The sequence below is a fragment of the Actinoplanes cyaneus genome (genome assembly GCF_016862095.1).
GTDB classification, from domain to species: Bacteria; Actinomycetota; Actinomycetes; order Mycobacteriales; family Micromonosporaceae; genus Actinoplanes; species Actinoplanes cyaneus.
In genome coordinates, this window is record NZ_BOMH01000033.1 from 102,131 (window position 1) to 117,691 (window position 15,561).

General features: G+C 71.3%; 15 protein-coding genes. 7 read left to right on the forward strand and 8 right to left on the reverse strand.

Annotated elements, in window-relative coordinates; all coding sequences use genetic code 11:
* The first annotated feature begins 249 nt into the window (after nucleotides 1-249).
* Nucleotides 250-897, forward strand: coding sequence for a phosphate signaling complex protein PhoU (gene phoU / locus Acy02nite_RS21625; protein WP_203743265.1), 648 nt, complete (start codon nucleotides 250-252; stop codon nucleotides 895-897).
* 51 nt (nucleotides 898-948) lie between these two features.
* Here phoU and Acy02nite_RS21630 read toward each other — a convergent pair whose 3' ends face one another.
* A complete protein-coding gene (locus Acy02nite_RS21630; RefSeq protein WP_203743267.1) occupies nucleotides 949-1,695 on the reverse strand; it encodes a phosphoglyceromutase in 747 nt (248 codons plus the stop codon).
* Between the two features lie 112 nt (nucleotides 1,696-1,807).
* Between Acy02nite_RS21630 and Acy02nite_RS21635 the strand changes: the two genes are divergently transcribed.
* Together Acy02nite_RS21635 and Acy02nite_RS21640 are read left to right on the forward strand one after the other, a co-directional pair.
* Nucleotides 1,808-3,106, forward strand: coding sequence for an MDR family MFS transporter (locus tag Acy02nite_RS21635; protein WP_203743268.1), 1,299 nt, complete (start codon nucleotides 1,808-1,810; stop codon nucleotides 3,104-3,106).
* Between the two features lie 199 nt (nucleotides 3,107-3,305).
* The gene (locus Acy02nite_RS21640; RefSeq protein ID WP_203743270.1) at nucleotides 3,306-4,553 is read left to right on the forward strand and encodes an MFS transporter; all 1,248 of its coding nucleotides are present in this window, start codon (nucleotides 3,306-3,308) and stop codon (nucleotides 4,551-4,553) included.
* A gap of 885 nt (nucleotides 4,554-5,438) precedes the next feature.
* On the opposite strand, the gene Acy02nite_RS21645 is transcribed toward Acy02nite_RS21640, so the two are convergent.
* Together Acy02nite_RS21645 and mshA are read right to left on the reverse strand one after the other, a co-directional pair.
* Nucleotides 5,439-6,089, reverse strand: a complete 651-nt coding sequence (locus Acy02nite_RS21645; RefSeq protein WP_239175065.1) for a type III secretion system chaperone family protein — start codon at nucleotides 6,087-6,089, stop codon at nucleotides 5,439-5,441.
* Nucleotides 6,083-7,372, reverse strand: coding sequence for a D-inositol-3-phosphate glycosyltransferase (gene mshA / locus Acy02nite_RS21650; protein ID WP_203743272.1), 1,290 nt, complete (start codon nucleotides 7,370-7,372; stop codon nucleotides 6,083-6,085). Before mshA ends, Acy02nite_RS21645 begins: the two co-directional genes overlap by 7 nt.
* A 129-nt stretch (nucleotides 7,373-7,501) precedes the next feature.
* Between mshA and Acy02nite_RS21655 the strand changes: the two genes are divergently transcribed.
* Nucleotides 7,502-8,257: an SDR family NAD(P)-dependent oxidoreductase gene (locus Acy02nite_RS21655; RefSeq protein ID WP_203743274.1), complete on the forward strand. Its 756-nt coding sequence runs from the start codon at nucleotides 7,502-7,504 to the stop codon at nucleotides 8,255-8,257.
* Between the two features lie 4 nt (nucleotides 8,258-8,261).
* Nucleotides 8,262-9,038, forward strand: a complete 777-nt coding sequence (locus Acy02nite_RS21660; RefSeq protein ID WP_203743276.1) for a class I SAM-dependent methyltransferase — start codon at nucleotides 8,262-8,264, stop codon at nucleotides 9,036-9,038.
* Here Acy02nite_RS21660 and Acy02nite_RS21665 read toward each other — a convergent pair.
* Together Acy02nite_RS21665 and Acy02nite_RS21670 are read right to left on the reverse strand one after the other, a co-directional pair.
* Nucleotides 9,007-9,408, reverse strand: coding sequence for a response regulator (locus Acy02nite_RS21665; protein ID WP_203743278.1), 402 nt, complete (start codon nucleotides 9,406-9,408; stop codon nucleotides 9,007-9,009). The two genes, Acy02nite_RS21660 and Acy02nite_RS21665, sit on opposite strands and share 32 nt — an antisense overlap.
* Before the next feature lie 155 nt (nucleotides 9,409-9,563).
* Nucleotides 9,564-10,805, reverse strand: coding sequence for a S8 family peptidase (locus Acy02nite_RS21670; protein ID WP_203743280.1), 1,242 nt, complete (start codon nucleotides 10,803-10,805; stop codon nucleotides 9,564-9,566).
* Nucleotides 10,806-11,042: 237 nt separating this feature from the next.
* Here Acy02nite_RS21670 and Acy02nite_RS21675 point away from each other — a divergent pair, with 237 nt between their 5' ends.
* Nucleotides 11,043-11,255 carry a DUF7455 domain-containing protein gene (locus tag Acy02nite_RS21675; RefSeq protein ID WP_203743282.1) on the forward strand — a complete coding sequence of 71 codons (213 nt, stop codon included), beginning with the start codon at nucleotides 11,043-11,045 and terminating at the stop codon, nucleotides 11,253-11,255.
* 35 nt (nucleotides 11,256-11,290) lie between these two features.
* The gene (locus tag Acy02nite_RS21680; RefSeq protein ID WP_239175066.1) at nucleotides 11,291-13,105 is read left to right on the forward strand and encodes a sensor histidine kinase; all 1,815 of its coding nucleotides are present in this window, start codon (nucleotides 11,291-11,293) and stop codon (nucleotides 13,103-13,105) included.
* A gap of 312 nt (nucleotides 13,106-13,417) precedes the next feature.
* Here Acy02nite_RS21680 and Acy02nite_RS47225 read toward each other — a convergent pair whose 3' ends face one another.
* From Acy02nite_RS47225 to csrA, 3 genes are all read right to left on the reverse strand, one after another.
* Nucleotides 13,418-14,365 carry an SRPBCC family protein gene (locus Acy02nite_RS47225; RefSeq protein WP_264653275.1) on the reverse strand — a complete coding sequence of 316 codons (948 nt, stop codon included), beginning with the start codon at nucleotides 14,363-14,365 and terminating at the stop codon, nucleotides 13,418-13,420.
* Between the two features lie 85 nt (nucleotides 14,366-14,450).
* Nucleotides 14,451-15,185: a hydrolase gene (locus Acy02nite_RS21690; protein WP_203743284.1), complete on the reverse strand. Its 735-nt coding sequence runs from the start codon at nucleotides 15,183-15,185 to the stop codon at nucleotides 14,451-14,453.
* A 126-nt stretch (nucleotides 15,186-15,311) separates the two neighbouring features.
* Nucleotides 15,312-15,551, reverse strand: coding sequence for a carbon storage regulator CsrA (gene csrA, locus Acy02nite_RS21695; RefSeq protein ID WP_203743286.1), 240 nt, complete (start codon nucleotides 15,549-15,551; stop codon nucleotides 15,312-15,314).
* Nucleotides 15,552-15,561 lie beyond the last annotated feature (10 nt).

Consider the following 15,561-nt stretch of genomic DNA (forward strand, 5'->3'; position numbering starts at 1 on the left):
AGGGACGAATCAGGCGCGCGTCGAATAATGTTCACCGCCGGGCCTGGCGTCGTTCACCGGTGTTCATGTCCGGGCAGCTCAATCGACTTAGGGTCGGTCTGGCGGACACCCAGGTGCGAGGCGAGGTCCCAGGGACTCCTGGCCAACGCCGCGGCGCCGCGGGATCCGCCAGCCCGGCGCCACAGCGAGCTGCACATCTCGGCCGTCACCCACGAGGCGGGACGGCCCCGACAATCGGGACTTTAAATCATGCGCGAGGAGTTCCAGGCCGAACTCACTGAAGTGACTCGGCTGCTGGTGACCATGGCAGAGTCGGTGCGCTCGGCGCTCCGCAGGGCGACGACCGCGCTGCTGACCGCCGATCTGGAGGCCGCCGAGGCGGTCATCCAGCGCGACGCCGACGTGGACGCGATCTTCACGCAGGTCGAGGCGAAGGTGGCGGACATCATCGTCCGGCAGGCGCCGGTCGCGGTGGACCTGCGCCGGGCGATCACCGCCCTGCACATCTCCGCCGACCTGGAGCGGATGGGGGACCTGGCCGAGCACGTGGCGAAGACCGCCGCCCGCCGGCACCCGTCCCCCGCCGTTCCGGCCGAGCTGCGCCCGGTGTTCAAGGGCATGGCCGACATCGCCGACGAGATGGCCGAGAAGATCACGAACGTGCTCGCCACCTCGGACGCGGGTCTCGCCGCCGAGCTGGAGAAGGACGACGACGCGATCGACGACCTGGAGCGTCAGGCCTTCAAGATCATGCTCGCCGACGACTGGCCGTACGGGGCGGAGACCGCCATCGACGGCGCTCTGCTCGGCCGGTTCTACGAGCGGTACGCCGACCACGCCGTGAACATCAGCGAGCACACGATTTACCTGGTCACCGGGGAGTCGGTCGCGAGCTAGAACGGCGCAGAGGGCCGGGACGCCACGGGGGTGTCCCGGCCCTTCCGCGTATCAGCGACCCTGGTTGGCGACCGCGGCCGCCGCCGCCTTGGCCGCCTCCGGGTCCAGGTAGAGGCCGCCGGCAGTGACCGGGCGCAGGTTCTCGTCCAGGTCGTAGCGCAGCGGGATGCCGGTCGGGATGTTCAGCTTGGCGATCGCCTCGTCCGAGATCGAGTCGAGGTGCTTGACGATCGCGCGCAGCGAGTTGCCGTGCGCGGCGACGAGCACGGTCTTGCCGGCCCGCAGATCCGGGACGATCGCGTCGTACCAGTACGGCAGGGCGCGCTCCAGCACGTCCTTCAGGCACTCCGCCTTCGGCTTGATCTCCGGCGGGAGGTCGGCGTACCGAGCGTCGCCGGCCTGGGAGAACTCCGAGTCGTCCTCGATCGGCGGCGGCGGGACGTCGTAGGACCGGCGCCAGAGCATGAACTGCTCCTCGCCGTACGTCTCGAGGGTCTGCTTCTTGTCCTTGCCCTGCAGAGCGCCGTAGTGCCGCTCGTTGAGCCGCCACGAGCGCTTCACCGGGATCCAGTGCCGGTCGGTGATGTGCAGCGCGATCTCACTCGTCCGGATCGCGCGCCGCAGCAGGCTGGTGTGCACGACGTCGGGCAGCACGTTCTGTTCCTTGAGCAGCTCTCCACCGCGGCGGGCCTCGTCCTCGCCCTTGGCGTCCAGGTCCACGTCGACCCAGCCGGTGAAGAGGTTCTTGGCGTTCCACTCGCTGTTGCCGTGTCGCAACAGCACCAGGGTTCCAGTCATGACCACATCTTCCCCGGCGCACCCGGCGCAGATCCGGGCGGGTGGAAAATCGGTTGCCCGGTCCCCTAGGTTGTAAGGGAACAAGATAGGTTCAGTGCTTACGGGGGATCGTGTGCGAGGGTGGTTGCGGCAGGCTGCGGGCGGACTACCCCGGCAGTTCTGGTTCCTCTGGACGGGCACTCTGATCAATCGGGTCGGCTCGTTCGTGGTGCTGTTCCTGAGCATCTACCTGACCAGTGACCGCCACTTCACGCAGAGCCGGGCCGGCTTCGTCATCGGCCTCTACGGCGTGGGCGGGGCGATCGGCACGATGACCGGCGGCGTGCTCGCCGACCGGTGGGGGCGCCGGCCGACGATGCTCGTCGCCCAGCTCGGCGCGGCGGCGCTGATGCTGACCCTCGGCTTCGCCCAGACGTACACGCAGATCCTGATCGTCACCGGGCTCCTCGGCGCCTTCGCCGAAGGGGTGCGCCCGGCGTTCTCCGCGATGATGGTCGACGTCGTGCCGGAACAGGACCGGGTCCGGGCGTTCTCGCTGAACTACTGGGCGATCAACCTCGGGTTCGCGCTCGCCGCGATCGCCGCCGGGTTCGCCGCGCAGTTCGACTACCTGCTGCTCTTCGTCGTGGACGCGGCGACCACGCTGGTCACGGCGACCATCACGCTGATCTTCCTGGCCGAGACCCGCCCGTCGGTCTCCCGGGCCGTCAAGGCGCCGTCCGGGGGCATGCGGGCCGCCCTCGGTGACCGGGCCTTCGTGGTCTTCCTGGTGATCAACCTGCTGTCCGTGCTGGTCATCCTGCAGCACGCGTCGACCCTGCCGATCGCGATGCTCGACGACGGGCTGTCCGCCGCCACCTACGGCTGGGTGATCGCGGTCAACGGCATCCTGATCGTCTCCGGTCAACTCTTCGTCCCGCGCCTGATCGCGGGCCGCCGGCCGTACCGGGTGCTCGCCCTCGGCTCGGTGATCGTCGGAGCCGGGTTCGGGCTGGTGGCGTTCGCGCACGCGGCCTGGGTCTACGCGCTGACCGTGGTGATCTGGACGCTCGGCGAGATGCTCCAGTCACCCAGCAACGCGGCCACCCTCGCCGCACTGTCCCCGGCGACGCTGCGCGGGCGCTACCAGGGGCTCAACTCGCTGTCCTGGTCCATCGGGACGGCACTGGCCCCGGTGCTGGGCGGCCTCGCCCTCCAGGGGCTCGGGTCGGTGGCGCTGTGGCTGGGCTGTTTCGGCCTGTGCGCCCTGGCGGGTGCCGGCCATCTGATCAGTGGGCCGGCCCGGGAGAGAAGAGCCGATCTCCGGCGTACGGAGGAAGCGGCGCTCCTGGACACGACGGCGACCCCGTCCACGGCGAATCCGCCGGTGGCCACCGCGTCGGACCTCGCACCGACGACCTCCCCCACCTGACGGACCCTGGTCCGCACTCCACACCCGCGCAGGTCAGCGTCCCGGTCATCGGGATCGACCGGCCCGCGGCGTGCCTGACCGCCGGCGCAGGTCGGCTGCGCGGCTGACGCCTCACCATTTACGGTTAGGAAAGTTTGCTGTTTGTCGCTGCCGGGTGCCATCGGGCGGGGACGCGAGCGGGTGCCGGAGGGGTGTTCGGGTGCGGGGGTGGCTGCGAGGTGCGGTCGGAGGGCTGCCCGGGGTGTACTGGTTCCTCTGGGCCGGGCTGCTCGTCAACCGGGCCGGCGGGTTCGCGGTGCTCTACCTGTCGCTCTACCTGACCGCGGAGCGCGGGGCCGGGGCTGCGCTGGCCGGGGTGGTGGTGGGCAGCTACGGAATCGGTGGGATCGCCGGCACGCTCATCGGCGGGGTGCTGACCGACCGGTGGGGACGGCGGGCGACGCTGCTCTGGTCGCACGTGGCCTGCTCGGCGGTGCTCGTGGCACTCGCCCTCAGCACGCCGCTGCCGCTGATCGCCGCACTGTGCCTGCTGCTCGGGCTGACCCAGGCGATGCCGGGGCCGGCGTTCGTGGCGGCGATCACCGACGTCGTGCCGGCCGGGCACCGGTTGCGGGCGTTCAACCTGCAGTTCTGGGCGTTCAACCTGGGGACCGCGGCGGCGTCGCTGCTCGCCGGGGTGCTGGCCCGATGGAGCTACCTGGGGTTGTTCCTGCTGGACGCCGCCAGCACGCTGCTCACGGCGCTGATCATCGCGTGGAAGGTGCCGGAGACGTTGAGCCGCGACTCACGGTTCACGTCTCCGCGGGGCGGCGGGATGCGTACCGTGCTGGCCGACCGGATCTTCCTGACCTTCGTCGGGCTGACCGTTCTGCAGGCGTTGCTGAACACCCAGACCACCACGATCGTGCCGCTAGCGATGCGCGACGACGGGCTCGGGCCCGGCGACTACGGGCTTCTGACCGCGCTCGGCGGGGCGCTGATCGTGATCGGTCAGCTGTTCGTGCCGGGGTTCATCGACGGGCGGCGCAAGGATCGGGTGCTGGCGGTGTCGATGGTGGTGATGGCGGGCGGGTTCGCGGTGCTGGCGGTGGCCGACAGTCTGCCGGTCTATCTGAGCGCCGCGGTGATCTGGACGGTCGGCGGGATGCTGGCCGCGCCACCCAACGCCGCGATCAACTCCGAGCTCGCGCCGGCGCTGCTGCGGGGGCGTTATCAGGCGGTCTTCTACCTGAGTTTCCCGGCTGCGGCGTTCGTGGCGCCGGCGCTCGGCGGGGCCGGGCTGGAGTACTTCGGCTCGGGACACTGGCTGATCGTGGCCGCGGTCGGGCTGGCCGGTGCGGGACTGCACCTGGTGGCCGGGCCGGCCAGGGAACGCCGGGTGGCAGCGACGTCGGTCCACAGTGACACCGCCGGGAGCCCGTCCCGGAATCAGCGGGCGGGGCTGTAGTCGGCCGGTAACGGCAGGACCCGGCGCGGATCCGGGGGTTGCGGTGAGCGCGCCCACCCAGGGACGTCGCCCTTGCGGGCTGAGCGTTCTGGGCGCCCCGCGCCCTGCTCGGCCCGGAAGGGTCCCCGCGGGAGCGACGGTCTGTACCCCGGCGGAGGCAGGCAATGAAGAATCTGATCTTCAAGGGTCGGCTTCGCAGCTCGGCGGCCTTGCGCTGAACACATCGGACAGACGTGCGCGGCGGGCGCAATAAGCGAAGTGACGTGCCCCGAATGGCAACCTGAGAATTCGATGAACGCGAGATCCTTCGCACGCGGACCCGCAAACAAAAGCGCCGGCGGCGGCGGGCGACCCCCATCCCCATAGGCGTCGCCCGCACTAACCGCCGGTCTCGGGTCGCGCCGTCCCCCAACGGCTTATGCCACCCGTCCCCAAACGCCGATCCGTGGAGATCATTACTGATCGTCCCGTTCCCCGAACTGACGGCTCGGCGTCCATCGACCACGCTAGTTGGGGCAGTCAAGCCTCACAAGCCGTATTCGTGTCTACATCTGTCTGAGGCGTCACAATCGCCAACAACCAGCCGATCGGACGATCCGCCATTCACTCGTCCGGACTCCGTGATACCGGGAGAAATAACGACTCGGGCCGCGCGACGAAATGATGGGCGTCGAATCGATCGGGATGCCCGGATGACCTTGACAGTGGGTGTCCGGCAGGTGAATTCCACCTGGGAGGGCGGCGTTTGCGCAGGCCAGCGCGATCTTGTCGATACGGCACCAGCGGGCTCCCGATGCGCGCCTCCCGCGGGATCGGCGAGCACGACGACGCATCGATGTCAACTTTGTGACGGGAGCCGTGCGGCGCCGCGCGATGACCGAGCGGTCAGCCGTGCGGAGCCGTCGCGGGGTCCGGCGTGGGCGCGGAATCGGCAGCGGACGCAGCATCGGAAGCCGGCCCGGAAGCCGAGCCGGGAGCGGAATCCGACCCGGAAGTCGGCTCGGAGCCGGGCGCCGCCTCGGAGCCGGGCGCCGCCTCGGAGCCGGGCGCCGCCTCGGAGCCGGGCGCCGCGAAGTGTTTGAAGGCTTGCAGGTTGGCGAGCGACTCACCCCGCTTGACCCGCCACTCCCACTCGCGGCGGATCGACGTGCCGAAGCCGATCTCCAGCATCGTGTCGAAGGACTCGTCGGCATACGTCAGGACCGAGCCCAGCAGCCTGTCGAGTTCCTCCTCGTCGAGGCCCTTCAGCGACACCCGCCCGGTCAGGTAGATGTCGCCGGCGGCGTCGATCGAGAAGGACACCCCGTACATCCGGGCGTTGCGTCGCAGCAGCCACGCCCACAATTCCTCGCGGCGCTCGTCGGGCTGGCGCATCACGAACGCCTCGATGCGCAGCGCGTGCTCCCCGACGATCAGGTTGCAGGCGGTCTTCAGCTTGTGCGAGCCGGGCAGCGTGACCACGTAGGACGACTCGCCCGTCGGCTCCCACTCCAGCTCACGGTCGGTGAGAACGCGCTCGATCAGACCGGTCACCATGCCCACGCAGCTCCTTCCAGCCGGGCCGCGATCAGCGCCCGGTGCTCGCTCACCGCGTCACGGTAGACGCGGAGCAGACGTTCGGCGGTGCGGTCCCAGGAGAACTGCGACGCGTGGGCGACCGCACCGGCCGACAACCGGTGGCGGAAGCCGGGCGCGGCGAGCAGCCTGTCCAGCACGCGCGCCCAGTCGGCCGGGTCGTGGCCGTCGACCAGGACGCCGCTCTCACCGTCGCGGACCGCCGTGACCAGGCCGCCGACCGCCGCCGCGACCACCGGGGTGCCACAGGCCTGCGCCTCCAGGGCGACGAGACCGAACGATTCGTTGTACGACGGGACGGCCACCAGATCGGCGGCCCGGTAGAGCGCGGCCAGCCCGGCGCCGGTCTGCGGGGGCAGGAACACCACCGAGTCGGTCACGCCGAGCGAGGCGGCCAGGTCCATCAGCGCGGTGGGCTTGTCGAGCCCGCTGCCGCTCGGGCCGCCGCAGATCACCAGCGTCACGTTCTCCGTGCCGCGGGCGCGCAGCTCGGCGAGCGCGGAGATGAGCACGTCGGGCGCCTTGAGCGGCTGGATCCGGCCGACGAACGCGACGACCCGGTCGGACTCGGAGAGGCCGAAACGGGCGCGGTCGGTGTCACCGGGGCGGAAACGCTCCAGGTCGACGCCCGGCTCGACGACGCTGACCAGGGCAGGATCGGCCTGGTAGTACGTGATCAGATCGCGCGCCTCGAAGCGGGTGTTCGCCACCAGCCGGTCGGACTCGGCGACGACCTGCTCCTCGCCGATCACCCGCGCTTTCGGCTCCGGGCGGTCACCGGCCGCGATCAGCCGGTTCTTCACCTTGGCCAGGGTGTGCGCGGTGTGCACGTGCGGCACGCCCCAGCGCTCCCGGGCCAGCCAGCCGACCTGGCCGGAGAGCCAGTAGTGCGAGTGGATCAGGTCGTAGTGGCCCGGCGGGTGTGCCGCCTCGGCCCTGAGCACGCCCGCGGTGAACGCGCAGAGCTGCGACGACAGCTCCTCCTTGTTGAGCCCCTCGTACGGCCCCGCGGTGACGTGCCGGACGTGCACGCCGGGCGACATCTCGACCATCGGTGGCAGCTCGCTGGAGGTGGCCCGGGTGAAGATCTCCACCTCGACGCCGGCCGCGGCGAGACGCTTGGACACCTCGACGATGTAGACGTTCATCCCGCCGGCGTCGCCGGTGCCTGGTTGCTCCAGCGGCGAGGTGTGCACCGAGAGGGTGGCGATCCGCCGCGGGGTGGGCCAGCTGACCTCGACCACGTTCAATCCCTCCGCCAGAGTTCAACCGGAACAAGCCTGTTGCACACTTGTCATCTTCCCCATCGGCGTGGGCTGAACCACTACGCAGCCGGGCCGGGGTGACTCAGGTCATTGGGGTTAGATCGGAGCATGCAGAAAATCGCAGTGGTCACCGGGGCGTCCAGCGGCATCGGGGCGGCCACCGCCCGACGCCTGGCCGGTGAGGGATTCCACGTGGTCGCCGCGGCCCGCCGGGCCGACCGGTTGGAAGCGCTGGTCAAGGAGATCGGCGCGAACGTGACGGCGGTCGTGTGCGACGTCACCTCCGACGAGTCGGTCGCCGCGCTGGCCGCCGCCGTCGCCGAGCTGGGCGCGCCGGTCGCGCTGCTGGTCAACAACGCCGGCGGGGCGGTCGGCCTGGACCAGGTGGCGGACGGATCCGTCGCGGACTGGCAGGCGATGTGGGACGTGAACGTGCTCGGCACGCTCCGCGTCACCCAAGCCCTGCTGCCGGCTCTGGAGGCGAGCGGCGCGGGGACGATCGTGACGGTCGGATCAACGGCGGCCTTCACGCCGTACGAGGGTGGCGGCGGTTATGTCGCGGCGAAACACGGGCAGACCGCGCTCGTCGGGACACTGCGGCTGGAGCTGTCCGGCAAGCCGATCCGGGTGATCGAGATCGACCCCGGCATGGTCCGCACCGACGAGTTCTCGCTCAACCGGTTCGGCGGTGATCAGGCGCGTGCCGACGCGATCTACGCGGGCGTGAAGGAGCCGCTGGTCGCCGACGACATCGCGGACGTCATCGCGTTCGCCGCGACCCGGCCGCAGCACGTCAACATCGACCGGCTCGTGGTCCGGCCGATCGCCCAGGCCGCCCAGCACAAGGTGCACCGGGAGCACTGAGCAGGTGAAACCGGTCGGCGCGATCACCAGGGGCACGACGAACCCGAACCGGCTGCGCCGGGTGGACAACTTCATCGCGTACCGCTGCCGGGATCTTCTGACGGCGGCAGCCGTGCCCCTGGTCGTCGACCTGGGGTACGGCGCGACGCCGGTCACCGCCGTCGAGCTCCGCGGGCGGCTGGCGGCCGCGGTCCGCCCGGACGTTGCTGTCGTCGGTCTGGAGATCGATCCGGCACGGGTCGGCGCCGCCCTCCCGTTCGCCGACCCGCCGCGCCTGGAGTTCCGCCGTGGCGGCTTCGAGCTGGCCGGGCTCTCGCCGGTGGTGGTGCGGGCGTTCAACGTGCTCCGGCAGTACGCCGAGGACGAGGTGGACGCGGCCTGGCGGCAGATGACCGGCACCGGCGCGCTGCTGGTCGAGGGCACCTGCGACGAGCTGGGCCGGGTGGCGACGTGGGCGGTGGTCAAGGCGGGCGTGCCGTCGACGCTCACCCTGTCGGCGCGGCTGGCGGACCTGGAGCATCCGGCGGTCTTCGCCGAGCGGCTGCCGAAGGCGCTGATCCACCACAACGTGCCCGGTCATCCGGTGCACGAGCTGCTGCGCGCGCTGGGGCGGGCGTGGGAGACCGAGGCGACTCCGTTCGGGCCGCGGCAGCGCTGGCTGGCCACCGCCCGGCGGATGCGCGACGAGGGCCGGCCCGTGCTGGACGGCCCGGCCCGCTGGCGTCTCGGCGAGCTGACCGTGCCGTGGCCTACGGCTCCTCCTGGCCCAGGACCCTCCTGATCGCTTCCAGCAGGGCGTCCGCGGTGAACGGTTTCTTCACCAGGGTGTCGTCCTCGGTGACCAGGCCCTTGGCGACCGCGATGTCCTTGGGCAGCCCGGAAATGAAGATCACGTGGATTCCGGGTCGCATCTCCCGGATCCGGCCGGCCAACTCGCCGCCGGACTGCTCACCGGGCAGGGTCAGGTCGGTGACCAGGACGTCGATCGTGCCCGGATGGTCCCGGCAGACCGAGATCGCCTCGTCCGGATCGCCGGCCGTAAGGGCGGCATAGCCTTTGCGCTCCAGCATGCGGCGCATGATGTCGCGGAGGTCTTCTTCGTCGTCGACGACCAAGATGGTCGGCTTATCGGCGACCGGCGCCTCGGACATGGGTCCTCCTCGCGGCTGGGGTCGATCTCACGCTAGCGCCCGGGGACCCGGGAGTTGGGCACTTTCCCGCACCCCCGTCCGGACGGCCGAAGTCTGCGGGAAACACGACGCCGCGCGACGCATCGTGCGTCGCGCGGCGGGTGGCCGGATCAGGTTCAGCGGCGGTTCGCGGCGGCCTTGGCCGCGGCGGCGCTCTGGTTCAGGTAACCGGTGAACAGGGCCTTGTTCGGCGAGCCGGCGCCCGGGCTGCGGACCAGGCCGGAGTCGGCGTGCCCGACCAGGTCGTCACGCACCTGCTGCGGGGTCCACGCCGAGTGGGCGCCGAGCACCAGCGCGGCCGCGCCGGCCACGTGCGGGCTCGCCATCGAGGTGCCGCTCATCACCGCGGAACCGGAGTTCGAGTCCGCCGACGCCGACTTGATGTTCACACCGGGCGCGAAGATGTCCAGGCAGGCGCCGTAGTTGGAGAACGAGGCCCGCTTGTCGTTGCTGTCCACGGCGCCGACGGTGATCGCGTTGCTGGTGTCGGAGGGCGAGAACTTGCAGGCGTTCTTGTTGTCGTTGCCGGCCGCGATGACGTACGTGACGCCCTTCGCGATCGAGCGGTTGACGGCGTCGTCGAGCGCCTTGCTCTGCGGGCCGCCGATGCTCATGTTGGCGACCGCGGGCAGCTTGGCGTGGGCGGTCACCCAGTCGACGCCGGCGATGAAGTCGGAGTACGAGCCGGAGCCCTCGCAGTCCAGCACCTTGACGCCGACCAGCTTGACGTCCTTGGCCACGCCGTAGGAGGCGCCGCCGATCGTGCCGGCCACGTGGGTGCCGTGCCCGTTGCAGTCGTCGGCGACGCGGTCACCGTCGACGAAGTCGTAGCCGCTGGTCGCGCGGCCACCGAAGTCCTTGTGCGAGGTGCGGATGCCGGTGTCGATGACGTACGCGGTGACGTCCTTCGCCGAGCGGTAGGTGTACTTCTTGTCCAGCGTGCGGGCGTGCTGGTCGATCCGGTCCAGGCCCCACGTGACCCCGGGCTGGGTGGCGGTGGCCGCGATCACGGCGTCCTGCTCGACGTACTCGACGGACGGGTCGGCCGCCAGCCGGGCCGCCTGCGTCTCGGACATGCGGGCGTGGAATCCGCGTACGGTGGCCTTGTAGTTGTTCACTACCTCACCGCCGTACGTGGAGACGAGGTCCTGCGAGGCGGAAGCGCCGTCCTTGAGCACCACGATGTAGCTGCCCGGGATGGCCGTCGCGGCGCCGGCCTCCAGGATCGTCCCGGTCGCCGGAGCGGCCGGGACCGCGGCGGCCGAGGCCGGCGCGGCGAAACCGTGAAGAGAAGCGGTGGCGGCGCTCGCGACGGCCATGAAGCGGACGGCCAGGCGACGGGCGTCGGAACCGAGCATCAAATGTCTCCCTCAAGTTGGGTGCCCCGGCCCGGATGTGCATGCCGTGGCGACTTGAGGGAAATCTTGAAGTTGCAAAAGTGCAGATCCAGGTCTCTGTCAGGTGCGACGACGTTGCACCGGTCACCGGGCCGAAGAACTAAGGCCCCCTGGCCCAGGGCCGATCTATTCCGCTGTCAGGACCGCTGCACACCGCCGTTGAGCCCCTTCATTCGGCCACTGAGCAAGGAGAGCGATATGACCACCCTGCTGTCGCCCGAGATCGACACCGTCGGCGAGCTCACCGATCGCTGCGACCGTTGTGGCGCGGCCGCCAAGCTGGAGGTGACCCTGAGCAGCGGCGGCGACCTGGCCTTCTGCGGTCACCACGCGAACCGGATGCACGCCGAGATCGCTCGCGTGGCCAGCAAGGTCCGCCTGGAGGAAGGGTTCGCCTGGGCGGGCAAGTAACCACGCATGCCGCGATATGATCATTTCCTCACGTCATGGGGGGATATGTGCGTATCGCGGCACGCGGCGTGGGCAGGTTGTCCCGGCTGATCGCCGGATGCGCCGGGATCACGGTTACCGTTCTCGGCCTCCTGAACACGCGCACGTCCGAACTCACCGCGCCGCCGGAGGGGCTCACGCCCACTCCGGCGGTCGCGTTGGTTCCGGCCGGGCTCGCCCTGCTGCTGCAGGTCCTGCCACTGACCGGCGGACTCGCCGGCCGGCTGCGCACCGGCACGGCCGCGGGCCTGGCACTGACCACGGCCATCCTCGGCGGCGCGACCCTCGACGAGCACCCGGCCGCCGCGGTGGCCACCATGCTCTCCGGGCTCGCACTGGCCTGCCTCGACCTGCGGCTGCCCCGCCGGGTCGGCGAGATCCCGTTCCGGGTCGCCGACCCGCTGCTGCTCGGCGCCGCTACGATCGCGCTGGTCGCGCTCGTCCCCCGGCTCTTCGCCGCGACCTTCCCCAACGGGCAGGAACCCGCCGGTGTGATGCCCCTCCACCTGGCCGGCGGCCTGCTGGCCCTGACCGCCGGCGCCATCCTCGCGCGGCCGGAGACCGGGCCGTTGCGCACCCTCGACCGGTCCGGGCCGCGGACCGCGGTGCGCCGGCTCGCGCCCGCCCTCGTCGCGGCGCCGTTGATCGCCGCCCTGGTCAGCGCGTTCGCGGTGCGCACCGGGCTGAGCCGACCGGCCACGGCGGTCAGCACCGGCGCGATCCTCGCCGCTCTCGGTCTCCTCGGGTTGCTGGCTTTCCTGGTACGGACGCTGGACCTCGCCGACCGCCGCCAGCGTCACCTCGTCGCCGAGCTGCGTGACCGGCAGGACTTCGCGGACACGCTGCTCCAGTCGATGAACGAGGCGGTCATGGTGCTCGACGCCAACTACCGCGTGATCGACGTCAACCGGCGCTGGCGCGAACTCACCGGCGAACGGGACGAACTGCGCGAGCCGCCGCCGCTCCCGCCCCCGGGCAGCGGCGGGGACTGGCTGCTGCCCCGCGCCGACGGGACCGAGGTGCCCGTGCTGGCCACCATGGCCGCGATCCCGGACGCCGCCGGAGCACCCCGCGGATACGTCGCGACCTGCGTCGACATCGCGTCCCGCAAAGCCGCCGAGGAGAAGCTCACCTCGCACGCCGCCGAGCTCGAACGCGGCAACGAACGGCTGGCCTCGGCGCTCGCCTTCAAGAACGACCTCACCTCGATGCTGACCCACGACGTGGCACAGCCGATCAGCTCCATCGCCAGCCTCGCCGAGCTGCTCAGCGCGGACTGGGCGGACCTGCCCGACGACGTACGGCAGGAGCTGGCCCAGAAGATCGACAAGAACACCCGGCGGCTGGTCAAGATGATGAACGACCTGCAGCTGCTGTTCCGGCTGGACACCGGGACGGTGACCGCGCGACGGACTCCGGTGCCGCTGCTGGAGCTGGTCCGGGCGGCCGCCGGCGGCGCGGATGTCGAGGTCGACATCGACGAGGACGTCTCGGCGCTGGCCGACCGGGGGCACCTCGCGGTCGTGGTGGAGAACCTGCTGAAGAACGCGCTGACGCACGGCGCCGCGCCGATCCGGGTCGGCGCGGGGCGGCAGGCGGACGGGACGGTGCTGCTCACCGTGCAGGACGGCGGCCCCGGCATTCCCGAGGACGTGCTGCCCAGCCTGTTCGGGCGGTTCATCCGGGGAGCCGGGCTCGGGTTGTTCATCGTGCGGCACCTGGTGGAGGCGAACGGGGGCTCGGTCCGTTACGAGCACGCCACGCCGCGCGGCGCCCGGCTGCTGGTCACCCTCGAAGCCGCGCCCCGCTGACCCCGGCTGGTGCTCACGGGTGTTTCACGGGCGGGAAGCACCCCTGAGCGCCAGCCGGAGGCAGGCGCCCACGCCGGGAAGGCGGGAGCGCGGCCCGCTTCATCACGGCGACCAGACGGAGGCCGCCGCCCACGGCGGGACGGCGGCCTCTGGGTTTGATCTTGTGGGTGACCGTGCCCCGCCACGGAGGCCGCCCTTCCGGGCTGAGCGTTCAGGGCCGGCCACGGCCCTGCTCGGCCCGGGAGGGTCCCCGCGGGAGCAGCGGAGAAGGACCACAGCGGACGTGGGACATGAAGATCTTGAAGGTGATCGTCAGCCGATGCCGCGGTCCTCTTCGTTGATCATGCCGCTGCCCCAGATGTCGCTGTTCGGGGTGCGTCCGCCCATCCGGGCCGAGCCGGCGACGCCGCCGCTCACCGGGCCGGCGCCGCGTCCGGCAGCGGACCGCGCGGCATCCGCCGAGGCTGGTCGCTCGGCGCCGGACACGGCGGGACCCGCGCCGGACGTGGCGGATCGCGCGGTGCCGGACGTGGCGGAACGTGCGGTGTTCGCCCGGGTGGCGCCGGTCAGGGCGGCGGTGCCGGTGGCGGCGCTGGGGAGGTTCCCGGCGCCGGCCGCGTGGTGCAGCGGATTGTCGGTGAGACCGAGGCCGGTCGGGTCGGCGTTGCCCAGGTCGGCGGCGCCGGTGTCCCAGCCCGCGCCCGGCGCGGGAGCCGGCTGCGTCGCGGGCGGATGCTTGTGGACGCGGGTGGCGACCGAGGCCGGCGACGCGAAGTCCGGGCTGAACAGGGTGTGCGCCGGGCCGGGGAGGCGCCGGGCGCCGGTCGGCATCGCGCGGCCGCCCAGGACGCCGCTCTCGACCAGGCCCTTGAAGGTGGTCAGGTCGGCCTTGAGGCGGCGGTTCAGCGACTCCTGGCCGTGCCGGTCACTGGGCATGAGGAACGCGATGTCGGCCTCGAGCTGGGCGACGACCTGGGTCTTCGTCTCGCCCATCGGGCGCAGCGTCAGGGTCTCGGCGAGGAGCGGGCCCTCCATGGTCGACCAGGAGACCCGTTCGTCCGGTGTCCGCTCGATGATCTGCGCGTCGAACTCACGGCGCTTGCCGTCCACGTCCATGATCCAGTGGGTCTGATCGCTTCCGGTCGTGGTGACCTGGCGGACGCCCGTCATGAACCGTGGGTAGTTCTCGAACGCGGCGAGCTGCTCGTACACCGTGTGCAGCGGTGCACTGACCTCGATGGCCTGCTGAACCATACTCATCGCATCTCTCCCATGCTGAAGTGCTGGCATGACAGAGAGTACGGAGACGAGCACGACCCGTGTTCACTTTCGCCGAGTCCAGATCTCAGACTCGCCGCAGGTACTGCCAGCCTCCCACCTCGGCGGCGTACCGGGCGTCACTCGCGGGCACCAGCGTCACGCCGGCGTCCCGCAGCAGGGCCACCAGACGCGGCGACGGGCTGCGCCACGCCTCGCTGATCTCCACCACGGTCCCCGTACCGCGGCACGCGGCGGCCAGGTCGGCGATCAGCGCCGGCGACACCGCGGCGTCGTCCACACCGGCCTGCGCCAGCAGCGCCAGCGGGCGGGCCAGCTGCGTCGGCACGTACCGGGAGGCCCGCTCCAAGCCTTGCACGGTCGCCGCGATCAACTGCTCGGCGACCAGTTCGGCGGTCAGCGCGCCGTCGGCCAGCAGCGCACGGATCGCACGGGCGTCCAGTAGCTCGTCGCCGATCGGCAGGGCGGAGATCGCCACCGACAGGGCGTCGAGCTGGGTGAGGTCGGCCGGCAGTGCCAGCCAGCCGTCCGGGCGGACGATCTCGACCTCGGCGGCGACCCGCAGCGTCATCTCGGTGCGGTGCCGGGCGCGGCGCACCGCGTCGGCGTAGGCGTTCAGCCAGGTCGTGTCCGGCCCGGCCTGGTCCGCGAAGGTCAGCGCGGTCAGGCCGGCCCGGTCGGCGGCCGAGACCACCACGCCGACCGCGTCCCGCCCGGCCGAAAACCCGGTGTGCACGTGGGCATCCACCGTCAGATCCAGCGCGCACGCCGCGCCGATGACCGATTCCTGCTTTGCGCCCACGACCACTCCCCGACTGAAGTTCACCGTCGTGGAGAACAATCCCGGTCCTGCGTTGTCTCCGGGGTCAGCCGCCGGTGCAGGTGAGGTGCGCCCTCCCGCCGTACCTTCGCGGGCCGGGCGCACGCCTCAGTCGGCGGGCTTCTCGCCCACCATCCGGGTGATCGCGTCCACCGCCGCGTCGGTCGGCGACGCCGCCGCGCGGTTGCTCTCCTGCAACTCCCGGTACACCTCCTCGCGGTGCACCTGGACGTCACGCGGCGCCTGGATACCCAGCCGGATGACGTCGCCCCGGGCCTCCAGCACGGTGATCACGACGTCGTCGCCGATCATCACGCTCTCTCCGGCCCGTCTGGTCAGCACAAGCATCGACGCCCCT